A 20256-nucleotide genomic window follows, 5' to 3' on the forward strand; every position below is an offset into this window, starting at 1 on the left:
GCCAAAACTGTTGCCAGGATTCGCCCGTGTGGCACCGTCAGCCCGACGGGATGTCAGCTGCCGGTCACCCGAAGGCCAGCCCGGCGGCCGGCAGCTCCTCGATCGTCTCCTCGGCGGCGGACGGCACCCCGAGCCGACGGACCGCCAGATCCACGGCGGCGCGGGCCTGCCGCAGCCCGGGGGCGCCCCAGCCGAGCAGCTCGACCGCGAGGCCGGGTGCCACCAGCAGGCGGCGGTAGTGCCGGCCGGAGGCCGGGTCGGGAGCGGTCGGGCCGGCCGCGCGGAGGAGGGCGGCCATCCGGACCCGGGCGCACTCGTGGCCGCCGTTGGCCGAGCCGATCCGGTCGTAGAGGTAGCCGAGGTAGTGCGCCGAGCCGATCACGGCCTGCGCCTCCTCCGCCGCCTCCCGGGCCAGCGCGACTCCCGGATCACCGGCGTCCTCCGGCTCCAGCGAGCCGCCGGGCAGGCTGACCACGCCGTCCCTCGGGTTGACCAGGGTCAGCACCCGGCCGTCCGGGACGAACAGCCAGCCCCAGGACTGCTTGACCGGCAGCCCCTCCGGCACCTCCTCGCCCGGGCGCCACGGCCACCCCGCCGTCGGACGGCGCCGGACCCGGCCGAGCAGCTCGGCGATCTCCGCGCTGTACTCGATCCGGCTCATGCGTCCCCCTTCGGTCTCGGGCGCCGGTAGGCGTGCGGTGCGTGGTGTGCTCCTGGTGGTGCGCGCGGGCGTGCCGGCGTCGACAGCACGCCCCGAGTGTTGATCTTCCCCGAACATCCGGTCGATGAACAGCCCTGGCCGCCGCCCGGGGCATGGCGCGCCACCCGGGGTTCAGCGCTCCGTCACCTCCGGGGGCGGCAGCGGGAAGCCGGCCCGGCCGACCGGGCCGGCCGGCCCCACCGCCTCCGCACCCAGCACGGCCTGCGTCTCCGGCCCGGACATCGGCCGCAGCCAGCCGTCGACCAGCGCCCAGCCGTGCACCCCGCCGTCCGCCCGGTGCAGCAGCAGCTCCCCCGAGCCGTAGCCGGCCACGGCCGCCGCCAGGGTGACGCAGAACGCCTCGGCCTCCCGCCCCAGCTCCACCGGGCGGCCCGCCGCCACCCGCAGCCCGGCCGCCGCCGCCAGCTCCTCCCCGTCCAGCAGCCCGAGCGAACGGAGCGTCAGCCGGTGCCCGCCGTCCCCCGCCCCGGCCGCCAGCGCCAGGCAGACCTCGGAGACGTACTGCAGCACCGCCGCGACCCGCTCCTGCGGCCGCCGCTCGGGGGCCACCGCCGCCAGCAGCGCGGCGCAGCCGATCGAGATCCGCACCCGGGCCAGGTGATCCTCCGTCAGCGCCGGAAGCACCTCCGCCAGCCGCTCCCCCGTGTAGGCGAACGGCTCCCCGGCCAGCTCCGGGTCGGCCGCGTAGGCCACCTCGGCGACCGGATCGGCCGGGTCGAGCAGGTGCTCGGCGCAGAAGTCCTCGAAGTCCACCGGCTCCAGCACCCGCAGGTGCACCGCCAGCCCGTGCCCGTGCAGCGCCCGCAGCCGCCGCTCGGTGCAGCGCAGGTACGCCCCGTAGTCCGCCGGGCCGAACAGGCCGCAGCCGCGCAGCCGGGCGTACGCCGCCTCGTCGGCGGCCACCGCCAGCGCCACCGTCTGCCGCACCCGGCCCCCGCCACCGCACCCGGCCCGACGCTTCCTGCCGTACTTCCTGGTCATGCACCCTCCCGAGGTGGAATCCGGCGGCCCGGCGGAACCGGGCCCCCGATGCCGGGAAACGTACACAGCGTCACTGACAAGCACGCTGAGCAACCGTCTTCGGGGTTTGTCGGCGGGAGCTGTGATACTCGGGAGCGGTCCTGGTGGGTACGAGCGTGTGGGGGTTGGGTACGTGCGGCTGCTGCACACCTCGGACTGGCACCTGGGCCGGTCGTTCCACCGGGAGAGCCTGATCGGGGCGCAGCGCGCCTTCCTGGACCACCTGGTCGCCGTGGTCCAAGAGCACGGCGTCGAGGCCGTCCTGGTGGCCGGTGACGTGTACGACCGGGCGCTCCCCGGGCTGGAGGCGGTCGAGCTCTTCGACGACGTGCTGCACCGCCTCGCCGAGCTCCGCGTCCCCACCGTCTTCATCAGCGGCAACCACGACTCGGCCCGCCGGCTCGGCGTCGCCTCCGGTCTGATCGGCCGGGCCGGCATCCACCTGCGGACGGACCCGGGCGCCGTCGCCGCCCCCGTCCTGCTGGCCGACCGGCACGGGCCGGTCGCGGTCTACGGGCTGCCGTACCTGGAGCCCGCCCTCACCCGGGATCGGTTCGGCCTGGCCAAGGGCGGCCACGAGCAGGTGCTCGGCGCCGCGATGGACCGGGTCAGGGCCGATCTGGCCACCCGTCCGGAGGGGACCAGGGCGGTGGTGCTGGCGCACGCCTTCGTCACCGGCGGCCAGATCAGCGACAGCGAGCGGGACATCACCGTCGGCGGGGTGGCGAGCGTGCCGTCGGCCGTCTTCGACGGGGTGCACTACGCCGCCCTCGGCCACCTGCACGGCAGCCAGACCCTGGCCCCGCACCTGCGCTACAGCGGCTCCCCGCTGGCCTACTCCTTCTCCGAGGAGAAGCACCGGAAGTCCATGTGGCTGGTCGACCTGGCCGCCGACGGCTCGGTCGAGGCCGAGCGGATCCCCTGCCCGGTCCCGCGCCCGCTGGCCTGCCTGCGCGGGCGGCTGGACGAGCTGCTGACCGCGGAGCGGTACGAGCAGGCCCAGGACGCCTGGGTGCAGGCCACCCTGACCGACCCGGCCCGGCCGGCCGACCCGATGGAGCGGCTCCGCAAGCGCTTCCCGCACACCCTGCAGCTGCTCTTCGACCCCGATCCGGTGCCCGGCGACCGGCACGAGTCGTACGCCGCCCGGGTCAGCGGCCGGACGGACCTGGAGGTGGCCGAGGGCTTCGTCCGGCACGTCCGCCCCGGCACCGGGCCCGACGACGCCGAGCGGGCCTGGCTGCGGGAGGCCTTCGAGACCGTCCGCGAGCAGGCCGACCGGAAGGCGGAGCTGCCCCGATGAGGCTCCATCAGCTGGCCGTCACCGCCTTCGGCCCGTTCGCCGGGACCGAGCGGGTCGACTTCGACGACCTGGCCTCGGCCGGGCTGTTCCTGCTCCGGGGAGCCACCGGCGCGGGCAAGAGCAGCGTGCTGGACGCGGTCTGCTACGCGCTCTACGGCGAGGTGCCCGGCGCCCGCAGGGGCAACCCGCTGCGCAGCGACCACGCCGAGCCCGCCGTGCTCACCGAGGTGGAGCTGGAGCTGACCCTCGGCGGGCAGCGGCTGCGGATCGTCCGCCGGCCCGAGCAGCAGCGGCCCAAGCTGCGCGGCAGCGGGACCACCACCGCCAAGCCGGAGACGCTGCTGAGCGAGTGGGCCGACGACACCGGCGCGGGCGAGCCCGGCTGGCGGGCCCTCAGCAAGTCGCACCAGGAGGCGGGCGAGCAGATCCACCGGCTGGTCGGGATGAGCCGGGAGCAGTTCTGCCAGGTGGTGCTGCTGCCGCAGGGCGACTTCGCGCGCTTCCTGCGGGCCGACACCACCGAGCGGGCCAAGCTGCTCCGGCAGCTCTTCGACACCGGCCGGTTCGAGCAGGTGGAGCGCTGGCTGACCGAGCAGCGGCTCCGGCACGAGGGCGCGGTCAAGGACGGCCGGCAGCGGCTGCACTCGCTCGCCACCCGGGCCGAGGAGGCCGCCGGGGCGGCCGCCGAGCCGCTGGCCGACTGGGTGCCGGAGGGCGCCGGGGCCGAGGAGTTCCTCGGCTGGGCGGCGATCCTGCGCACCGACGCGGCCGAGCGGGCCGCCGTCGCGGCCGCCGCCCTGGCCGCGGCCGAGACCGCCCACGGCGCCGCCCAGCAGGCGCTCCAGCGGGCCGGTGAGCTGGCGGACCGGCAGGACCGCCACCGCGCCGCCGTCCTGGACGCCGCCCGGCTGGCCGGGACGGCCGAGCAGTACCACCGCGACCGCGACCGGCTGGCCACCGCCCAGCAGGCCGCCACCGTCGAGCCGGTGCTGCGCCACCGCGCCGCCGCGGCCACCGACCTGGCGGCGGCCGAGCAGGCCGAGCGGCGCACCCGGGCCGCCCTGGCCGGAGCGGCCCTGCCGGAGCCCGGCGACGCCTCCCCTGCCGACAGCGCCGACACCGACACCGACGCCGACCGGCTCGCCGAGCAGGAGCGCCGGCTGCGCGCCGAGCTCGGCCGGCTGGACGCCGCGCGGGCGGACGAGCGGCGGCTGGCCCAGGCCGTCCGCGAGCGCGAGCAGGTGGGCCACGAGCTGGCCCGGGCCGAGGAGTTGGCGGACGAGGCGGCGGACTGGCTGGTCGACTTCGACGGCCGGTTCAAGGCGCTGCAGGAGCGGCAGGCCGAGGCGCACGCCGCCGAGACCCGGGTCGAGCAGCTCGACGCCCGCCGCACCGAGCTGCGCGACCGCCTCGGCGCCGCCGTGGAGCGGGACGGCCTCCGGGGCCGGATCGCCACCGCCGAGCGGGAGTTGACGGAGCTGCGGACGGCCGCCGCCGACGCCCGCGAGCTCGGCCTCGACCTGCGCGAGCGGCGGCTGGCCGGGATGGCGGCCGAGCTGGCCGCCCAGCTCGGCCGCGGCACCCCGTGCCGGGTCTGCGGATCGGCCGAGCACCCGGCCCCCGCCCGCGCCGCCGGCGGCCTGGTCCGGGCCGAGGACGAGGAGCGGGCGCACGCCGCCCAGCTCCGGGCCGAGCACCGCCGGGACGGCGCCGAGCAGGCCCTGCTCCAGCTCCGGGTGGGCGAGGCCAGGGCGGCGGGCACCGCCGGCGACCGGTCCGCGGCGGAGCTGCGGACGGCACTCGCCGAGGCCGACCGGCAGCACCGCGAGGCGCTGGGCAGCGCCGACTCGCTCGGCCAACTCGGTCGACAGATCGATCAGTTGACCGCCGAGCAGGCCGCCCGCCAGGCGCACCAGCAGGACGCCGCACAGCGCACCGCGGTCCTGACCACCCGCCTCACCGCGCTCACCGCGCAGCAGCAGGAGCTGGCCGACCGGATCGCGGCCGTCCTCGGCGGCGCCCCCTCGGCCGCCGCCCGGGCCGCCGAACTCGGTGCGCTGGCCGACGCGGTGGCCGCCGCCGTGGCCGCCACCCGGGCCCGGGGCGAGGCCGCGGCCCGGCTGGCCGCCGCCGAGCGGGAGTCGGCCGAGGTCAGCCGCTCGGCCGGGTTCGGCTCCCCGGCCGAGGCCGGGGCCGCGCTGCTGCCCGCCGCCGACCGCGCGGCCCTGCAGCACCGGCTGGACGGCGCCCGGGCCGAGCGGGAGGCGGTGGAGGGCCGCCTCGGCGCGCCCGAGCTGGTCGACGCCGCCGCGCGGCCCGCCGTCGACCTGACGGCCGTTCAGCAGGCGTACCGGTGGGCCACCGACCGGCTCCGGGAGGCCTCCGCCGCCGACAGCACGGCCCGGCAGCGGGCCGGGTCACTGGCCCGGCTGGGCCGCCAACTCGCCGAGCTGGCCGTGGCGCTGGGCCCCGAGCTGGAGCAGTACGAGCGGATCAAGCGGCTGGCCGAGCTGGCCGCCGGCAGCTCCAGCGAGAACGCGCTGCGGATGCGGCTGGAGTCGTACGTGCTGGCGGCCCGGCTGGAGCAGGTCGCGGCCGCGGCCAGCGGCCGGCTGGTCCGGATGTCGGGCGGCCGCTACACCCTGGTGCACAGCGACGGCCGCGCCTCCGGCAACCGGCGCTCGGGCCTGGCCCTGCGGGTGGTGGACGCCTGGACGGGGCTGGACCGCGACACCGCCACCCTCTCCGGCGGCGAGAGCTTCTTCGCCTCACTGGCGCTGGCCCTCGGCCTGGCCGACGTGGTCACCGACGAGTCGGGCGGCATGCCGCTGGACACCCTGTTCATCGACGAGGGCTTCGGCAGCCTGGACGAGCAGGCGCTGGAGGAGGTGCTCGACGTGCTGGACGGCCTGCGGGAGCGCGACCGCGCCGTGGGCATCGTCAGCCACGTCGCCGATCTGCGCTCACGCGTCCCGGCCCAACTCCTGGTGCACAAGGGCCGCCACGGCTCCACCCTCCGGCTGGCCGACCGCGAGCACCACTGACCGTCCCGTCGGGGGCTCAGCCGGAGCAGGCGATCCGCTGCGCCTCCTGCCAGGCGCAGACCGGGCACAGCGTCGCCCCGGCCTGCTCGGCGGGCAGCTCGGTGGGCTCCCCGCACAGCACGCAGTCCGCCCGGGGCCCGTCCCCGACCGCCGGCGTGAGCGCCGCCACCGCATCGAGGCTCGGGGTCAGCTCGCACTGCTGGGTCTCGTCACTCATACCCGCAACCATACGGGGCCGGCCGGGCACCCCCGAGTGTGCCCGGCCGGCCCTGTGAGGGTCAGCAGGGGTACTGGCTGCCCCGCTCGACGGCGACGTTGTCGGCGGAGAGCCAGCCGTAGGTGGAGGTGCCCTCGACCCGGCCGTAGAACCACTTGTTGCCGTAGTAGTTCTTGACGTAGCACCAGACGTAGAAGCCCTTGCCCGAGGGGACGGAGGCGACATTGCCGCACTCCGAGGCGGGCGAGTACTTCAGGTTGTACGTCCCCTTGAGCTTGCCGTACGCGGAAGAGTTGTTGACGAACTGCGTCGGGTCGCACGGCTGGGCGGCGCTGGCCGTCGAGGCCGTCAGCACGCCGAGGCCGCTGAACAGGGTGGCTGCGGCGAGCACGGCCGCCGCCTTCTTCCGGAGCTGCATGGAGGTCCTCTCGGTAGTGCCCCTCGACCGGGGCGGCACCAGCATCGGTGGGCCGCCCCGGTCCGGTCTTGGACGAACCCGCTATGCCAGCAGCCCGCTGGTCACCGCGCCGGGCAGCCGGTCCAGGTAGCGGGCCGGCATCCGGCGGTGGCCGAGGAACTCGCCCGGCGAGCCGCCCACCAGCGCCCGGAAGTCCCGGTTCAGGTGGGCCTGGTCGTAGTAGCCGCAGGAGTGCGCGGTCCGGCAGGCGGGCTCGCCCGCCGTCAGCATCCGCAGCGCCCGGCCCAGCCGCAGCACCCGCGCCGCCGCCTTCGGCGACAGCCCGATCTGCTCGGCGAACCGCAGCTCCAGGTGGCGCTGGCTCCAGCCCACCCCGGCCGCCAGCTCGGTGACCGGGACGGCCCCGGCCGCGCCCCGGAGCCGCCGCCAGGCTCCCAGCACCCGGGGCGCCGGTGCCGGGCCGCCGGCCCGGCGGCCGAGCAGCCAGCGGTCCAGCAGCGCGAACCGGTCCGGCCAGCCGGGTGCCAGCGCCAGCCGCTCCTCGAAGGCGCTCCAGCCCGTTCCGAGCAGATCGGCCAACTCGACCTGGCGGTCCTGGAGTTCCGTCATCCGGACACCGAGCACCGCGTAGCAGAACCAGGGCGCGAGGTTGATCTCGATCCCCCGCAGCGTCCCGTCGTGCTCGCCGAGCACCGGCACGCTGCGCTGCCCGGCGACGAACGAGGCGCCGGACTGCCAGCCGCCCGCCGCGCCCCACCGGGTGATCCGCAGGGTGCCGCCGAGGTTGACCACCAGCGTGACCGCGCCGGTCGGCAGTTCGATCCGGCGCTGCGGGCGCCCGAGGTCGAGATCGAAGCCCCGATAGCCCAGGACTCCGTCAGCTATGCGTGGGTCGGGCACTCCGGTGGCCAGTCGCCAACTGCCGCTCATTCACCGCTCCGTCCGTGTCGGAGCACAGCAGTATCACCTTCCCCCCCCTGTATGACCAGGGCATGCCAGAATATGGACGCATCCCCGCCCACCTGCTCAGCCCAGGAAGGACAGCCGGACGGTGCGCCGGGGGTTGTCGCCGTTGGTGTCGACCAGCACCACCGACTGCCAGACCCCGAGGGCGAGTTGACCCCCGATCACGGGCAGGGTGGCGTGCGGGGCGACCAGCCCGGGCAGGACGTGGTCCCGCCCGTGGCCCGGGCTGCCGTGGCGGTGCCGCCAGCGGCCGTCGGCCGGGAGCAGCTCGCGCAGGACGGCCAGCAGGTCGTCGTCGCTGCCGGCGCCGGTCTCGATCACGGCGATCCCGGCGGTGGCGTGCGGGACGAAGACGTTCAGCAGCCCGTCCCGGCCGGGGGCCACGCTGTCCAGGAAGGCGGCGCAGCGGTCGGTGATGTCCAGGGCCACCTCCCCGCTGCCGGTGGTGAGGTCGATGGTGCGGGAGTGGAAGGAGGTGTCCGCCATGCGCCCATCCTCGCACCCGGCCCCGGGTACGCCGAAAACCCGATGGACCACGAGGTCCATCGGGTCGCCCGGAGGCGGAGCGTCAGCCCCGGCTGCCGAACAGGCTCCGCTTCAGCCGCCTGAGCGGCGCCAGCAGCATCACCCGCGTCGTCCGGCGCGGCGCGATCTGGGTGCTCACGCCGCGGGGCGTCAGCTCCCTTATCAGGCCGAGCGCCTCGGCGGTGTCGACCGCCGAGATGGCCGGCGCGCCGAGAACCGAGAGATGGCGGTCGAGCCGGCGGCCGGTCGAGCCGACGCCGCACTGGATCGCCGGCACTCGGGGCCGGGGCCGCACTTGCATGTGTTCCATCAGTTTTCCCACCCCTACGAGGCGCCAGGGCCGTGAGGCGAAGACTATCCGTGAGTGGCGGGCTTCGCGCAACCGTCCTGGTGTTCTGCCACCGTATCGTGCCAAGTGAACTGACGCTCCACCAGATCCGGTCGGCCTTGATCACGAGTGCGCATCTCCCCCGGACCGCCCTCCCGGGGATCATCGGCGGGCCGGGGCGCCCGCAAAATTCAGGAAGTGAACACACGCGGGGGATTGACGAGGGCGAAACCTACAAGCAATATCTCTATCAACGCCGAAAGGCGGGCCCAGCGCCGTCGAATACGTTCGACAGGTGAAGGGACAACTGCTTCCGACACCAGGTGAGCCACTGTCCGGCCGTCTCGACGCTGCGGCGGCCCGGCTCCTTACTGGTGGACGGACCGGCGGTCGACCGCTGAGGGTCGGTCGGACCGCCACACCGGACTGCCGGTGCTCGCGCTCGCACGGCGCGGCACCGGCGGTCGCCTTTTCCGGGCCCTCGGCTTTTCCGGGCCATCGGCGCAGCCCAGTAGAGTGGCGCCAGAACCGGGCGGCCGCCCCTCGCCCCGGCATCCCCAGCGGAGTGAACCAGCGTGAGCCCCCTCCTCAGCATCGTGCTGCCGGTCCACGGCGTGGAGCGCTACCTGCCGCGCTGCCTCGACTCCCTCGCCGGACCGGCGGACGGCACGGTCGAGCTGATCGCCGTCGACGACCTCTCCCCCGACGGCTGCGGCGCGATCCTGGACGACCACGCCACCCGCGACCCCCGGCTGCGGGTACTGCACCTGACCGAGAACCAGGGCCTCGGCGGCGCCCGCGAGGTCGGCCTGGCCGAGGCCACCGGGACGTACGTCTGGTTCGTCGACAGCGACGACTGGCTCCCCGACGGCACCCTCGCCGCGGTGCTGGACGAGCTCCGGCGGGAGCAGGCCGCCGAGACCCCGGTCGACGTCCTGCTCACCGACTTCACCCACGTCTACCCCGACGGCAGCACCGAGCCCAACCCCTGGGGCCACCTGCTGCGCGGCTCCCCGCTGGAGGCCGGCTGCACCGCCGCCGACCACCCGGCGCTGTTCCGGACCGTGATGTCGGTGTGGAACAAGGTCTTCCGGCGGCGGTTCCTGCTCGACCTCGACGTCGCGTTCGGACGCGGGTACTACGAGGACATCTCCGTCACCTACCCCGCCCTGCTGACCGGCCGGCTGCGCTACCTCGACCGCTCCTGCTACAACTACCGGCGCGGGCGCCCCGGCGCGATCACCGCCACGGCCTCCCCCAAGCACGCCGACGCCTTCGCCCAGTACGACGCCATCTTCGCGGCGCTCGACCGCCCGGGCACCGACCCGGGCCCGGCGCTGCGCCGCCTGGTCTTCGACCGGACGGTCCGTCAGGCGCTCACCGTCTACGACACCCCCGGCCTGGTGCCGACCGGGCTGCGGGCCGACTTCTTCGCCCGGATCGCCGACCACTTCGCCCGCCACCGACCGGCCGGCTACCGCTACCCCGGCGGGCTGCAGGGCATCCAGTACCGGCTGGCCGCGCGCGGCGCCCGGATCGCGTACGGCGAACTGCGCCGGGGCGGCCGGCTGCCGCGCAGCCTCAAGCAGCAGGCCGGGGCGGTCGCCCCCGCGCTGCGCAAGGGGATGCGCAGCGGGGCCAGGTTCACCGCGTACAACACCTTCCGGCGGCTGCCGCTGGACGACCGCCTGGCGGTGTACGCGGCGTACTGGCACCGGGGCTACGCCTGCAACCCGGCGGCGATCTACCAGAAGGCGCGCGAGCTGGCGCCCTCGGTCACCGGCGTGTGGGTGGTGGAGACCCGGGCGCAGGCCGCCACCCTGCCGCCGGGCGTCCCGTACGTGCTGGTGAACACTCCGGCGTACCTGCGGCTGATGGCCACCGCCAAGTACTTCGTCAACAACGTCAACTTCCCGCACACCATGGTCAAGCGGCCCGGCACCGTGCACGTGCAGACCCAGCACGGCACGCCGGTGAAGGCCATGGGCATGGACCTGAGGGACCATCCGGACGCCGCCGAGGGCATGGACTTCGACCGGCTGCAGGAGGCGGTCGACCGCTGGGACTACCTGGTCTCCCCCAACCCGCACACCAGCGAGCACTTCGCCCGCGCCTTCCCCGGCCACTACGAGCTGCTGGAGACCGGCTACCCGCGCAACGACCGGCTGGCCCTGGCCACCCCCGCCGAGGCCGCCGACGTCCGCAGCCGGCTCGGGATCGCCGCCGACCGGCGCACCGTGCTCTACGCCCCGACCCACCGGGAGGGGCAGGGCGGGTACGTCCCCGTGCTCGACCTGCGCGAGCTGGCCGAGAAGCTCGGCCCCGGGTACACCCTGCTGGTCCGCACCCACTACCTCCACCACGGCGGGGCGGGCGACCTGACGACGGGTCCGCACGCGGCGGAGGTGCTCGACGTCTCCGCCCACCCGGTGGTCGAGGACCTCTACCTGGCGGCGGACGTCCTGGTCACGGACTACTCCTCGATGATGTTCGACTACGCCGTGCTGGACCGCCCGATCGTCATCCACGCCCCCGACTGGGAGCAGTACCGCCGGGTCCGCGGCGTCTACTTCGACCTGATGGCCTTCCCCCCGGGCGCCGTCGCCACCGAGCCGGGCGCCCTGACCGAGGCCCTGCTGGCCGGCGACCCGGCTCCCGCGGCCCGGGCGGCGTTCCGGGCCCGGTTCTGCCCCTGGGACGACGGCGGGGCGGCGGAGCGGGTGGTACGGCGGATCTTCCCGGTCGACTGAGCCGGGCCCGGACGGCAGCCGACCCGCCGTCAACCGACTCGCCGTCAACGCACCGCAGGCGAACGGGCGTGACGAGAATCGCAGCCGCCCGCTGAGCGGAGTGGTGGACGGCGGACGGGGGTGATGACGTAACCTGCGGTCTGGCCTCGCCCCGGTGTCACCGGCGCGGGGGTAGTGGCGGCCAGGGAGACGTAGATGATCAACCTCATCACCAAGCTCGTGCTCAAGCCCGTGGCGAAGGCGCTCTACCGCCCCGTCATCGAGGGGCTGGAGAACGTGCCGCGTGGTGGCGGGGTGATCCTGGCGAGCAATCACCTGTCGTTCATCGACAGCGTGGTGATCCCGCTGACCGCGCCGCGCCAGGTGTTCTTCCTCGCCAAGGCCGAGTACTTCACCGGCACCGGCCTCAAGGGCGCGCTCTCCAAGGCGTTCTTCCAGGCCATCAACGCCGTCCCGGTGGAGCGCGGCGAGATCAAGGCCGTGCAGGCCTCGCTCGACTCGGCGCTGGAGATCCTGCGCGACGGCAAGGCGTTCGGCATCTACCCGGAGGGCACCCGCTCGCTGGACGGGCGGCTGTACCGGGGCAAGACCGGGGTGGGCTGGCTGGCGCTGACCGCGGGCGTGCCCGTGGTGCCGGTGGCGCTGGAGGGGCCGGCCGACATCCTGCCGGTCGGCAAGCGGATCCCCCGGCTGCGCAAGGTGACGGTCCGGTTCGGCGAGCCGCTGCACTTCGACCACCTGCACGGTCAGGCCCGTTCGGCCCGGGCCCGGCGCGAGGTCACCGACCAGGTGATGGCGGCGATCCACCAGCTCTCCGGCCAGGAGCTGGCCGAGGTCTACAACGAGCGCCCGCTGGCGGCCTGATCCCCGGCCGCTGACGGGAGCTCACGGCGCAGCAGCGCCGCGTACCGCCCGTTCCGGGCCAGCAGCTCCTCGTGGGTGCCCAGCTCGGCGATCTCCCCCGCGTCCAGCACGGCGATCTGGTCGGCCCGCTGCACGGTGGAGAGCCGGTGCGCGATGGTGATCGTGGTGCGGCCGGCCGACAGCGCGTCGATGGCCTGCTGGACCGCGCGTTCGGTCTGGTTGTCGAGTGCGCTGGTGGCCTCGTCCAGGATCAGGACCGGCGGATTGCGCAGGATGGTCCTGGCGATCGCCAGCCGCTGCTTCTCGCCGCCGGAGAACCGGTAGCCGCGTTCGCCCACCACGGTGTCGTAGCCCTCGGGCAGGTCCGCGATCAGCTCGTGGATCTGGGCCGCCCGGGCCGCCTCGACCAGGTCGGCGTCACTGGCGTCGGGCTTGGCGAAGCGCAGGTTGTCGGCGACCGAGGCGTGGAACAGGTAGGTCTCCTGCGAGACCACGCCGATCGCGTCGGCCAGGGTGTCGAAGCCGAGTTCGCGGACGTCGGTGCCGTCGATGGCGACCCGGCCGCCGGTGACGTCGTAGAGCCGGGGCACCAGGTAGCTGAGCGTGGTCTTGCCGGAGCCGGTCTCGCCGACCACGGCGAGCGAGCCGCCGGCCGGGACCTTGAGGTCGATCCCGGTGAGGGTGGGGCGCTCCTGGTCGGGGGTGTAGCGGAACTCGACCTGCTCGAACGTGACGTCGCCCCGGATCGTCCCCGGGCGGACCGGCGCGGCCGGTTCGGCGATCTCGACCGGCAGGTCGAGGTACTCGAAGATGCGCTGGAACAGGGCGAGCGAGGTCTGCACCTGGACGCCGGTGGAGAGCAGGCTGACGGTGGGCCGGAACAGGCCCTGCTGGAGCGAGACGAAGGCGACCAGGGTGCCGATCGAGACGATCGGCGCGCCGCCCGCCATGGCCAGCCCGGCGGCCCAGTAGATGATCGCGGGCATCGCGGCCATCACGATCCCGATGGTGGCCATCCGCCACCGCCCGGCCATGCTGGAGCGCACCTCGAGGTCGGCCAGCCGGTCGGACTGGAGGTCGAAGTCGTGCGAGAGCGAGCCGGAGCGGCCCATCGTGCGGCCGAGCAGGATGCCGCTGACGGACAGCGACTCCTGGACGGCGGAGCTCATCGCGGCGAGCTGCTTCTGCCGTTCGGTGGTGATCTTCTTGCGCTCGTTGCCGACCCGGCGGCTGATCCAGACGAAGACCGGGAGCAGCAGCAGCGAGACCACGGTCAGCCGCCAGTCCAGCGCGACCATGGCGACCACGGTGGCGACCACGCCGGTCAGGTTGGAGACCAGCGAGGTGGCGGTGGAGGTGACGGTGGACTGCATGCCGCCGATGTCGTTGGCGATCCTGGACTGCACCTCGCCGGTGCGGGTCCGGGTGAAGAAGGCCAGCGACATCCGCTGCAGGTGGCGGTAGACCGAGGTGCGCAGGTCGTGCATGACCCGCTGGCCGACCGTGGTGGAGATCAGGGTCTGCAGGACCCCGAAGATGCTGCTGACCACGGCGGCCAGGATCATGCCGAGCGCGAGCAGGCTGAGCAGGCCGGTCCGGCCCTGCGGGATCGCGGTGTCCAGCACGGCGCGGAGCAGGAACGGGGTGGCCACCCCGACCACGGCGGAGGCCGCGACCAGCAGGCCGACCACGGCGAGGCGTCCCCGGTAGGGCCGGAACAGGGCCAGGATGCGGCGCCACTGGGCCGGTGGGCGGGGTTCGCCCTCGGCCCGGGCCGGCGGTGTCCATTTGATCTCGTCGCGCACAGGCGACCTCCCCGTTCGGTCGGCACGCGGGCAGGAGTCCCCCGCCCGCGTACCGAGCATAGCTCATAGTTAGACGGGCTAATAATGAGCCGAGGTCCGAAACCGGTGGACCACTCGGTGGACTACTCGTACGTCCGCGCCGCCTTGGCGGAGACACCACCCAGCTTGCCCGAAGGCAGCAGCCGGGCGATCGCGACGGCCGCCTTGTAGCGCTTGCCGGGAATCGAGAGCGAGCGGCCCCGGGCCAGGTCGCGCAGCGCCTCGTCCACCACCCGCTCCGCCGACAGCCAGCCCCAGGCGGGCACGTTGGAGGTGCCCATCCCGGCCCGCTGGTGGAACTCGGTCCGGGTGAAGCCGGGCGCCAGCGCCATCAGCCGCACCCCGGTGCCGCCGAGGTCGCGGGCCACCCCCTGGGTGAAGCTGACCACCCAGGCCTTGCTGGCGCCGTACGTGCCGCGCGGCAGGAAGGCCGCCACCGAGGCGACGTTCACGATCGCGCCGAAGCCGCGCTCCCGCATGCCGGGCAGCGCGGCCGTGGTGGTCCGCAGGATCGCCTCGACATGCACCTTCAGCATGTCCAGCTCCTGCTCCAGCGGGACGGTCAGGAAGGCGCCCTTGTTGCCGAAGCCGGCGTTGTTGATCAGGATGTCGACCGGCCGGTCGCCGTCCCGCAGCCGCGCCTCGAGGGCGGTGATGCCCGCCTCGGTGGCCAGGTCGGCCGGGAGCACCTCGGCCTCGATCCCGTACTTCTTCGTCAACTCGGCCGCCGTGGCCGCCAGCCGCTCGGCGTCGCGGGCGACCAGGACGAGGCTGCGGCCGTCCGCGGCGAGGCGGCGGGCGAAGGCGGCGCCGATGCCGGCGGTGGCGCCGGTGATGAGAGCAGTGGTCATGTGCAGACCGTACTCGGTGGTAATCACCCGTGCACCGGCGCGTCGCGGGCGATCTGACACCCCGTACGGCGTGCCCTCGACCACGGGATCGATTCGTGCTCGTAGTTTTGGCCGTGCGGCGTCAACGCCGACGCCGCGCCTGAGCCAAGGAGGTATCTGATGCCCACTCAGATCAACGCCCCCGCAAGGCCGCTGACCACGGTGGCCGAACGCTTCGCCCTCACCGCACTGCTGACCGAGGGCGAGGCGCCGGTCAGCGCGGCGCCGGTCCATCAGCCGGAGGCCGCCGGGTTCCTGCTGCTGCTCCTGCTGCTCTCCCCCAAGGGCCCGAAGGACCGCCGCTGACCTGCCGCCCGGCACTCCCGCCCGTCCCCCCGCGCGGAGTGCCGGGCCCCGTCCCGCCCCGACCACGCTCCACCCCAGGAGAGCCCACCTCCCATGCCGGTCACCGACACCGCACTGCGCGACGTGTACGCCGCCGCAGTCGAGCGGATGGCGGGACGCGCCCTCGACGCCCTCACCGGCGCCGGGGGCGCGGTCGCGCCAGCCGCCCCCGCCAGCACGCCCGAGCTCGCCGCCCTGCGGGTGCTCGGCCCCGACCTGTTCGCGGCCCAACTCCTCTCCGGCGCACCGCTGGAGACCGCCACCACGACCGCCCTCGGCGCGGCCCTGCGGGCCTTCCCGCCGGAGACCCCGACCCCCGACGGCACCGACCAGGACGCACTGGCGGTCGCCTGGCTGGACCACGTGTCGGGTTTCCTGGCCGGGGTCGCCGTCCACCAGCCGGAGCACGTCCCGGACTCCTCGCACTGGCAGCGCTGGTCGGTCCGGATGGCCCGGCTCGCCCCGCTCGCCCTGCCCGGACTCGACGGCCCGGTGCACCGCGCGGCCCGCCGCGAACCGCTCGCCCTGGCCCGGGGCACCGTCCGCGCCATGCTCCGCCGGGACCACCGCACCGCGCTGCGGCTGACCCGCTGGCTGGCCTGGCTCGGCACCCCCACCCCGCTCGAACTCCCGCCGCTGCTCGACCGGTTGCACCTGGTCGGCGACGGCTCCAACCGCACCGCCCTCGATCTCGCCATCACCCAGGCCCTGCTGACGGAGCATCAGCGATGACCACCGACCCCCGCCTGCTCGGCATCGCGCAGCGGCTCTCCTCCCAGGCCCTGCACTGGCTGCACCGGGCCCACCGCAACGGCCACGGCACCCTGCCGCCGGACGCCACCGTCGACCTCTCCGACCCCGACACCGCCTACAAGCCGCTCGGCGAGGCCGCCCTGGCCGCCTCGCTGATCCTGCGGGACGGGGTCGCGGGCGCCCACGACCTGGCCGCGGCGGGCGAGCTGATCGAGTTCTGCTGGCACCAGCTGCAGAGCGGGAACCTGCTCTACGAACGGCAGTTGCGCCACCCCAACCTGACCGACCCGCTGGAGATGTACGCGCACTTCGCCCGGGCCGGCTACCGGCACCGGCCGCTGGACGAGCTGCTCGACTCGCTCACCCGGCTGCGCGCCACCCACGCCGCCGAGATGGTCCCCAACCGGCGGCTCGCGGTCGCCAACGCCCGCCGGGTGGTGGGCCTCGACCACCGGCCGGACTGGGCCGCGCTGACCGCCGGCACCTGGCTCGGCGCCGCCCCCGAGCCCTGGTCGATCGACTGGTCCACCGGCTACGCCCTCACCCACACCGTCTTCCACCTCACCGACTGGGGCGCCCGCCCCGAGGGCCTGCCCGGGCCGCTGCGCACGTACCTGACCGACTGGCTGCCGGTCTGGGCCGACATCTGGCTGGAGATCGGGCAGTGGGACCTGGTCGGCGAGCTGCTGATCGTCGACTCCTGCACCGGCGCCCCGGTCTGCGGCCTCGACCCGTGGGAGCGGCTGGCCGCCGCCCAGCACCCCGACGGGCTCACCCCCCGGGACGCCGAGCCGGTCGACCCGGACCCGGCGCAGGCGTTCCGGGACCACGAGCACACGGCCGTGGTCGCGGTGATCGCCGGGACGGTGACGCTGGCCCGCGCGCTCGGGGCCGAACCGGCGCTCGCGTGAGCGCGGCCGCGACCGCGACCGCACTGCTGGCCACCGTCCCCGGCGCGACCGCGCTCACGCTGGTGACGGTGGCCTGCGGCCGGACCGAACTGCACTGCCGGGGAACGGAGTTCGCGGGCGGCCCGGCGGTGACCGGGGCGACCGGCTACGAGCTCGGCTCGGTCACCAAGACCTTCACCGCGCTGCTGCTGGCCGAGCTGGCCGGCACCGGCGAGGTCGGGCTGGACGACCCGGTCTCGGCCCACCTGCCGGTCCCGTTCGACTGCACCCTGCACCAGCTGGCCACCCACACCTCCGGCCTGCCCCGGCTCCCGCCCGGGCTGCTGCGCTCCGCCCTCCCCCGCTGGTACCGCAACCCGTACGCCGACTTCACCGACGCCCGGCTGCTGGCCGCCCCCGCCAGGGCCGGACGGCCGGGCCGGGTCAGGTACTCCAACTACGGCGCGGCGCTGCTCGGCCGGGCGCTGGCCGAGCGCGGCGGGATGCCGTACGCCGAGCTGCTGGACCGCCGGGTGTGCCGGCCGCTGGGGCTGACCGGCACCGGCTGCACCGTCGAGGCGCCGGGCCGGGCGGTCGGCCACCGCCGGGGCCGGCCGCTGCCGCCCTGGCGGATCCCCGGCCTGCCCGGCGCCGGCGCCCTCCGCTCCACCGGCCTGGACCTGGCCCGCTACCTGGACGCCCACCTCGCCCCGGCCGGGCCGCTGGCCGCCGCCCTGACCGCCGTCCGGCTGCCGCTGCTCTGGCAGCACCGCCGCTCGCTGTACTTCCACTCCGGCGCCACCCGGGGCTGCACCGCCTTCCTCGGCTTCGACCCCGGACGGGGCACCGCCCTGGCCGCCCTCACCAACACCGGGCCGACCCTGCGCGGGCGCTTCGTCCAGACGGCGTACGACGCGCTGCGGGCTCTTCCGGCGACCTGACGGTTCAGGGCGGGGGGTGGTGTCGAGGACTGCCGGGAACGAGATATCTTGATATCAAGACGTTAGTAAACATGGAGCGGAGCACCGGTGACTGACTCGACCATCATCTACACGCACACTGACGAGGCCCCGGCCCTGGCGACGTACTCGCTCCTGCCGGTCGTCAAGGCGTACGCCTCGACTGCGGGCGTCCAGGTGGAGATCCGTGACATCTCCCTGGCCGGCCGCATCATCGCGAGCTTCCCCGAGCGTCTTGCGGAGGGCCAGCGGATCGAGAACGCGCTGGCCGAGCTCGGTGAGCTGGCGAAGACCCCCGAGGCCAACATCATCAAGCTGCCGAACGTCTCGGCCTCGATCCCGCAGCTGAAGGCTGCCGTGGCCGAGCTCCAGGCGCAGGGCTACGCGCTGCCGGACTACCCGGACGACCCGAAGACCGACGAGGACCGCGACGTCCGCGCCCGGTACGACAAGATCAAGGGCAGCGCCGTCAACCCGGTCCTGCGCGAGGGCAACTCCGACCGCCGCGCCCCCGCCTCGGTCAAGAACTACGCCAAGACCCACCCGCACCGCATGGGTGCCTGGTCGGCCGACTCCAAGACCAACGTCGCCACCATGGGCGTGAACGACTTCCGCTCCACCGAGAAGTCGGCCGTGATCGCCGAGGCCGGCGCGCTGCGGATCGAGTTCCAGGCCACCGACGGCACCACCACCGTGCTCCGCGAGTCGGTCCCGGTGCAGGCCGGCGAGGTCGTCGACGCCTCCGTGCTGCGGGTCGCCGCCCTGCGCGAGTTCCTGGCCGCCCAGGTGGCCCGGGCCAAGGCCGAGGGCGTGCTGTTCTCGGTGCACCTCAAGGCCACCATGATGAAGGTCTCCGACCCGATCGTCTTCGGCCACGTCGTCCGCGCCTTCTTCCCGAAGACCTTCGCGGCCTACGGCGAGACCCTGGCCGCCGCCGGCCTCAGCCCGAACGACGGCCTCGGCGTGGTCCTCAACGGCCTGGCCGCGCTGCCCGAGGGCGACGCGATCAAGGCGTCCTTCGACGCCGAGCTCGCCGAGGGCCCGGCCCTGGCGATGGTCGACTCGGACAAGGGCATCACCAACCTGCACGTGCCGAGCGACGTGATCGTCGACGCCTCGATGCCGGCCATGATCCGCACCTCCGGCCACATGTGGGGCCCGGACGGCGCCGAGGCCGACACCCTGGCCGTGCTGCCGGACAGCAGCTACGCCGGTGTGTACCAGGTCGTCATCGACGACTGCCGCGCCCACGGCGCGTTCGACCCGGCCACCATGGGCTCGGTGCCGAACGTCGGCCTGATGGCCCAGGCCGCCGAGGAGTACGGCAGCCACGACAAGACCTTCGAGATCGCCGCCGCCGGCACCGTCCGCCTGGTCGCCGCCGACGGCGAGACCGTGCTGGAGCAGATCGTCCAGGCCGGCGACATCTTCCGCGCCTGCCAGACCAAGGACCTGCCGATCCAGGACTGGGTCAAGCTGGCCGTCACCCGCGCCCGCGCCACCGGCAACCCGGCCGTGTTCTGGCTGGACGCCGAGCGCTCGCACGACGCCGTGCTGATCGAGAAGGTCAAGGCGTACCTCCCGGAGCACGACACCGAGGGACTGCAGATCGAGATCCTCTCCCCGGTCGAGGCCACCGCCTTCTCGCTGGAGCGGATCCGCCGCGGCGAGGACACCATCTCGGTGACCGGCAACGTGCTGCGCGACTACCTGACCGACCTGTTCCCGATCCTGGAGCTGGGCACCAGCGCCAAGATGCTCTCGGTCGTCCCGCTGATGAACGGCGGCGGCCTGTTCGAGACCGGCGCCGGCGGCTCCGCCCCGAAGCACGTCCAGCAGCTGGTCAAGGAGAACTACCTGCGCTGGGACAGCCTGGGCGAGTTCTTCGCGCTGGCCGCCAGCTTCGAGCACCTCGCCACCACCACGGGCAACGCGCGGGCCCAGGTCCTCGCCGACACCCTGGACCGGGCCACCGGCACCTTCCTCAACGAGGACAAGTCGCCGAGCCGCCGCCTCGGTGGCATCGACAACCGCGGCAGCCACTTCTTCCTGGCCCTGTACTGGGCCCAGGAGCTGGCGCAGCAGACCGTCGACGCCGAGCTGGCCGCCGCCTTCGCGGGCCTGGCCAAGACGCTGGCCGAGCAGGAGCAGACCATCGTGGCCGAGCTGATCGCGGTCCAGGGCTCCCCGGCCGACATCGGCGGCTACTACCAGCCCGACCCGGCCAAGGCCGCTGCGGTGATGCGCCCGTCGGCGACCTTCAACGAGGCGCTCGCGCTCCTCGGCTGACGGTCCGTCACAGCAAGGCCGAAGCCCCGGCGGGAGGTGGCCAGGCTGTGCAGCAGCAGGGCCGCCGGGTAGAGCAGCACCAGCGCGGCGGCCGCGGGGGCAGTGCCGGACACCGCCTCGGGGGAGAGGC

Annotated in this window: 19 protein-coding genes; 9 read left to right on the forward strand and 10 right to left on the reverse strand. The window is 74.5% G+C overall.

What is annotated here, in order from left to right; all coding sequences use genetic code 11:
• Nucleotides 1-64: 64 nt before the first annotated feature.
• Complete coding sequence (locus ABT118_RS24240) at nt 65-661, reverse strand: hypothetical protein (RefSeq protein ID WP_350672552.1); 597 nt, start codon at nt 659-661, stop codon at nt 65-67.
• A 171-nt stretch (nt 662-832) separates the two neighbouring features.
• Nucleotides 833-1702 carry a DUF8829 domain-containing protein gene (locus tag ABT118_RS24245; RefSeq protein WP_350672554.1) on the reverse strand — a complete coding sequence of 290 codons (870 nt, stop codon included), beginning with the start codon at nt 1700-1702 and terminating at the stop codon, nt 833-835.
• A 172-nt stretch (nt 1703-1874) separates the two neighbouring features.
• On the opposite strand from ABT118_RS24245, the gene ABT118_RS24250 reads away from it, so the two are divergent.
• Both ABT118_RS24250 and ABT118_RS24255 read left to right on the forward strand, forming a co-directional pair.
• Complete coding sequence (locus ABT118_RS24250; RefSeq protein WP_350672556.1) at nt 1875-3044, forward strand: exonuclease SbcCD subunit D; 1170 nt, start codon at nt 1875-1877, stop codon at nt 3042-3044.
• Nucleotides 3041-6088, forward strand: coding sequence for an AAA family ATPase (locus ABT118_RS24255; protein WP_350672558.1), 3048 nt, complete (start codon nt 3041-3043; stop codon nt 6086-6088). The genes ABT118_RS24250 and ABT118_RS24255 overlap by 4 nt, the downstream gene beginning before the upstream one ends.
• Before the next feature lie 16 nt (nt 6089-6104).
• Here the strand turns inward: ABT118_RS24255 and ABT118_RS24260 are convergent, their stop codons facing one another.
• From ABT118_RS24260 to ABT118_RS24280, 5 genes are all read right to left on the reverse strand, one after another.
• Nucleotides 6105-6305: a hypothetical protein gene (locus ABT118_RS24260; protein ID WP_350672559.1), complete on the reverse strand. Its 201-nt coding sequence runs from the start codon at nt 6303-6305 to the stop codon at nt 6105-6107.
• Between the two features lie 61 nt (nt 6306-6366).
• Entirely contained in the window at nt 6367-6723 is a 357-nt protein-coding gene (locus ABT118_RS24265; protein WP_350672561.1) for a hypothetical protein, read from the reverse strand.
• An 81-nt stretch (nt 6724-6804) separates the two neighbouring features.
• Nucleotides 6805-7653 (reverse strand): helix-turn-helix domain-containing protein, encoded by an 849-nt coding sequence (locus tag ABT118_RS24270; protein WP_350672563.1) that lies wholly within the window; start codon nt 7651-7653, stop codon nt 6805-6807.
• A gap of 96 nt (nt 7654-7749) precedes the next feature.
• Nucleotides 7750-8175, reverse strand: a complete 426-nt coding sequence (locus tag ABT118_RS24275) for a YjbQ family protein (protein WP_350672565.1) — start codon at nt 8173-8175, stop codon at nt 7750-7752.
• A gap of 82 nt (nt 8176-8257) precedes the next feature.
• On the reverse strand, nt 8258-8524 hold the full coding sequence (locus ABT118_RS24280) for a hypothetical protein (protein ID WP_350672568.1): 267 nt from the start codon (nt 8522-8524) through the stop codon (nt 8258-8260).
• 593 nt (nt 8525-9117) lie between these two features.
• Here ABT118_RS24280 and ABT118_RS24285 point away from each other — a divergent pair.
• Both ABT118_RS24285 and ABT118_RS24290 read left to right on the forward strand, forming a co-directional pair.
• On the forward strand, nt 9118-11292 hold the full coding sequence (locus ABT118_RS24285) for a bifunctional glycosyltransferase/CDP-glycerol:glycerophosphate glycerophosphotransferase (protein WP_350672570.1): 2175 nt from the start codon (nt 9118-9120) through the stop codon (nt 11290-11292).
• 195 nt (nt 11293-11487) lie between these two features.
• Nucleotides 11488-12156, forward strand: a complete 669-nt coding sequence (locus ABT118_RS24290; protein WP_350672572.1) for a lysophospholipid acyltransferase family protein — start codon at nt 11488-11490, stop codon at nt 12154-12156.
• Here the strand turns inward: ABT118_RS24290 and ABT118_RS24295 are convergent.
• Together ABT118_RS24295 and ABT118_RS24300 are read right to left on the reverse strand one after the other, a co-directional pair.
• The gene (locus ABT118_RS24295; RefSeq protein ID WP_350672575.1) at nt 12129-13961 is read right to left on the reverse strand and encodes an ABC transporter ATP-binding protein; all 1833 of its coding nucleotides are present in this window, start codon (nt 13959-13961) and stop codon (nt 12129-12131) included. The genes ABT118_RS24290 and ABT118_RS24295 overlap by 28 nt on opposite strands.
• A gap of 122 nt (nt 13962-14083) precedes the next feature.
• Nucleotides 14084-14851, reverse strand: a complete 768-nt coding sequence (locus ABT118_RS24300) for an SDR family NAD(P)-dependent oxidoreductase (RefSeq protein WP_350672577.1) — start codon at nt 14849-14851, stop codon at nt 14084-14086.
• Between the two features lie 159 nt (nt 14852-15010).
• On the opposite strand from ABT118_RS24300, the gene ABT118_RS24305 reads away from it, so the two are divergent.
• The 5 genes from ABT118_RS24305 (at nt 15011) to ABT118_RS24325 (ending at nt 20126) form a co-directional block, all read left to right on the forward strand.
• A complete protein-coding gene (locus ABT118_RS24305; RefSeq protein WP_350672579.1) occupies nt 15011-15196 on the forward strand; it encodes a hypothetical protein in 186 nt (61 codons plus the stop codon).
• Between the two features lie 93 nt (nt 15197-15289).
• A complete protein-coding gene (locus tag ABT118_RS24310; RefSeq protein ID WP_350672581.1) occupies nt 15290-15967 on the forward strand; it encodes a hypothetical protein in 678 nt (225 codons plus the stop codon).
• Nucleotides 15964-16899 (forward strand): DUF6895 family protein, encoded by a 936-nt coding sequence (locus ABT118_RS24315; RefSeq protein WP_350672584.1) that lies wholly within the window; start codon nt 15964-15966, stop codon nt 16897-16899. The genes ABT118_RS24310 and ABT118_RS24315 overlap by 4 nt, the downstream gene beginning before the upstream one ends.
• A complete protein-coding gene (locus ABT118_RS24320; protein ID WP_350672586.1) occupies nt 16896-17819 on the forward strand; it encodes a serine hydrolase domain-containing protein in 924 nt (307 codons plus the stop codon). Before ABT118_RS24315 ends, ABT118_RS24320 begins: the two co-directional genes overlap by 4 nt.
• 87 nt (nt 17820-17906) lie before the next feature.
• Nucleotides 17907-20126, forward strand: a complete 2220-nt coding sequence (locus ABT118_RS24325; protein WP_350672588.1) for an NADP-dependent isocitrate dehydrogenase — start codon at nt 17907-17909, stop codon at nt 20124-20126.
• On the opposite strand, the gene ABT118_RS24330 is transcribed toward ABT118_RS24325, so the two are convergent.
• A partial coding sequence (locus tag ABT118_RS24330; protein ID WP_350672590.1) for a hypothetical protein occupies nt 20045-20256 on the reverse strand: 212 nt, incomplete at its 5' end. The genes ABT118_RS24325 and ABT118_RS24330 overlap by 82 nt on opposite strands.

The organism is Kitasatospora sp. NPDC002040 (assembly GCF_040296785.1).
In the GTDB taxonomy this organism is placed as follows: Bacteria; Actinomycetota; Actinomycetes; order Streptomycetales; family Streptomycetaceae; genus Kitasatospora.